Here is a 2,937-nt window from a genome sequence, read left to right as displayed (position 1 = left end):
GTGAGAAGTTTTTTGAAGAGGAAATCAGATGCTTAATAAATGTAAGAAATTGAGTTTTCATGTTCAGTTTTTGCTTACATTAAGCGAATTATTAGCATGTGCTCACAAAGTAAAACTAGGGAGCTTAATTCAAATAGTTGTCGTTTAGGTAATTGGTCCATTTTAAATAAGCCTCAGGCTTTAAGTGGATGCCATCCAGGGTCTGTTCTTTTTGGAGCTCTCCTGATGGGTTAGACAATATTTTGTTAATCTCGACGAAAGTAATGTTCCAGTCATTGCAGAGGGCTTGAAGCTGATCGTTCAGCTTTCGGATAGAATCGCCTTTGTTTTTCAGGTAATCATATTTCAACACTTCCTCATTGAGTGGCAAAATGGATTGTATATAAATTCTGGATTGTGGCAGCCGGTTTTTGAGCTTTTGGATAATTTTCATATGATTTTTAACAATCACCTCAACGGGAAGACCTCGGCCAAGGTCATTGATGCCTATGCTTATGAACAAATGGTCAGGTTGCAGCGCAATAATATTGTCGATCCTGGCCAATACGCCGAAGGTATTATCCCCTCCAATGCCCCGATTGGCCACTGTGAAGTTTGGGAGCAATTCCTGCCACTCACCTCTTTCGGTAATACTGTTTCCAAGAAAGACAATATTGTGTTTAATGGGAGGAATTTGATTGTATAATTCCATCCTTTGTTGATAATACCAGTTGTTGTAGGAGCTATCAATTTCAATTGTTGTTTGGGCGATACTGTTTGCCCCGAAAAATAGGAGGAGAATGCTGATGGATAGGGTTTTTAATCGTTTCATAGGAGGAAATTAGTTGGTTAGTAATCCAAGTCCTTTTAAAAATTGGGCCCAATGATAATAGGCTATTGGTTTAAGGTGGATACCGTCATTGGTTAAACTCTTTTTCAGACTTTGTTTTTCATCTGCAAAAACAGGCCATAAATCGATGTAAGAAACTTCAGGATAGGACTCTGTTAGTCTTTCCAGGCGATGGTTAAGGACTTTGATATTGTCATTGGTGACTTTTGAAAAGGATTCTGGTATCAGTTCCCTGTTAATAGGCAAAACACTTTGGATATACAGCTTAGTGGGGTATTTGTTTTCCAAGGTCAACCGAATAATTTTCTCATAGTTTTCAATAATGTCAGGAATAGGAATTTCTCGCTTGAGGTCATTGACTCCGATCAGTAAGAAGATTTTTTCAGGAGAGGTCTTTAGAAGATCGTCATATCTGGCCAAAACCCCGAAAGTAATATCTCCGGATATTCCCCGGTTTGCAACTGGCAGGCCCGGTAAAACATCTGTCCAATCTCCAGCTTCAGTGATACTATTGCCAAGAAAAATGATAGGAGCGGTCTGGGAAGGCAGGGAAGAAAAGAAGTCGATTCTATCCCTATAGTGGCCATTGGCATAGCTGGAGTCAATTAGTGTTTGGGAAGACAGGGTGGTCATAAACCCAAAAAGAAAGCCATTGATCATTAAGATGTGCAACGTCGTTATAGGAATTCTTAAACCACTTGGGTTTGGCGTTTTCCAAAGCTTAAAGGGAAATAATAATTTGTTCATTTTATTTAAAAATAATATTAAGTTATATAATATTAGAAAATAAAATTAATAAATGCAGCCATTATCTTAAAAAAAATATCTATATGTAGGGTTATTCAGATTGAAGCAGTCTTTTTCTTACGAGATGGCAGGCACCTAAGACCCCGGCTTTTTCTCCCAGTTCTGATAGGACAATTTTACTGTCATTGCTGACCAAGCTTAGTGAATATTTATTTATCGCCATTTTGATTGGTAAAAATAAATAGTCTCTTGTTTTAGCAAGACTGCCACCAATGATTACCAGTTCGGGATTGTATAAATGCAATAAGGCAGAAACTCCTCTTCCTAGTTTTTTGCCTATTTCGTCGATCAATTCGATGGCCAGTACATCGTCATTTAAAGCGGCATTAATGATGTCATTTAATTTTAAATCGCTTTCTGAAGTTATGTTTTGAGAAAGTGAAGACTGTGACCCTTCCTGTAGTTTTTTGTAGAATTTGCTTATTAAGGCCCTGCCTGATGCTTCAGTTTCAAGACACCCTTTTTTACCACAATGACAAATGATTTCATTTTCAAATAAAGGAATGTGGCCTATTTCTCCAGAAAAACCAGACTTTCCGTATACCAGATTTCCATTGGTCATGATTCCCATCCCAACGCCATAACCCGGCTGTCATTTTCCAGGAAGGTAGGGAAGCCTGTTTTAGATCTTAACACCTTGCTGAGCGGATTTTCACTAAAGTTAAAATAACTGTAACTATAGCCAGTCTTGTAGTTAATTCTTCCTGAAAGGTTGATGCCTATCCCAATAATTTTTGATTTAGGCACATTCAATTTGTCAATTTGCTGGTTGATAATATTACATAAGTCATTAAGTGCTTTTTCTGTGTTGTCGAGGTTATAAGATATGTGGGGCAGAAATTTGAGTAATTGATTATTGAAATCAGTGAGACCTAGATTGATGTATTCTTTTTTGACTTCTATTCCGAGAAAAAATGCTGAAGAGGCATTTAATCCGTATAAATTAGGTCGCCTGCCTACAGAGGAGTCGACTTTGCCGTAATCTTGCACGACACCATTTTCGGTTAATTCTTGGATGATTTGTCCCATTTTGGGAATACTGATCTTTAAGACCTTGCTTAAATCTTGAATGGTTGAATGACCAAAACTGGAAAAGTAATTGAGTGCCTTTTTTTTTAAGAGATGGTTTTTATAGGCTACTCCTGACAAATCTTCGGTTTTAAGGCTTTCAAAAAAACTGTTTTCTGGTGGAATTGACATCATGAAATAGGTCTACGAGGAGATGGTCCGCTATAATTAAAAAACTAAATTAAATAATCTGCTTTTGATTAAGAAATAAATTTTATAAGTATTTCTTTTTA

General features: G+C 37.0%; 2 protein-coding genes and 1 pseudogene. All 3 read right to left on the bottom strand.

Annotated features, from left to right (window positions below):
• Positions 1–124: 124 nt before the first annotated feature.
• The 3 genes and pseudogenes from ACYVAA_RS22585 to ACYVAA_RS22575 all read right to left on the bottom strand — a co-directional run bounded on the left by ACYVAA_RS22585 (position 125) and on the right by ACYVAA_RS22575 (position 2,665).
• Entirely contained in the window at positions 125–811 is a 687-nt protein-coding gene (locus ACYVAA_RS22585; RefSeq protein WP_460546271.1) for an SGNH/GDSL hydrolase family protein, read from the bottom strand.
• 9 nt (positions 812–820) lie between these two features.
• Complete coding sequence (locus ACYVAA_RS22580; RefSeq protein WP_460546268.1) at positions 821–1,576, bottom strand: GDSL-type esterase/lipase family protein; 756 nt, start codon at positions 1,574–1,576, stop codon at positions 821–823.
• A 91-nt stretch (positions 1,577–1,667) separates the two neighbouring features.
• Positions 1,668–2,665 (bottom strand): annotated as a pseudogene (locus ACYVAA_RS22575) (ROK family protein).
• Positions 2,666–2,937 lie beyond the last annotated feature (272 nt).

This window comes from Echinicola sediminis (genome assembly GCF_054777495.1).
The sequence above is the reverse complement of the archived record's forward strand: the minus strand, read 5'-3'. Positions and strand labels throughout refer to the sequence as shown.

Excerpts from the sequence above, each read along its gene's own strand:
- ACYVAA_RS22580 (WP_460546268.1), bottom strand. The coding sequence starts at position 1,576 with ATGAACAAATTATTATTTCCCTTTAAGCTTTGGAAAACGCCAAACCCA.
- ACYVAA_RS22585 (WP_460546271.1), bottom strand. The coding sequence starts at position 811 with ATGAAACGATTAAAAACCCTATCCATCAGCATTCTCCTCCTATTTTTC.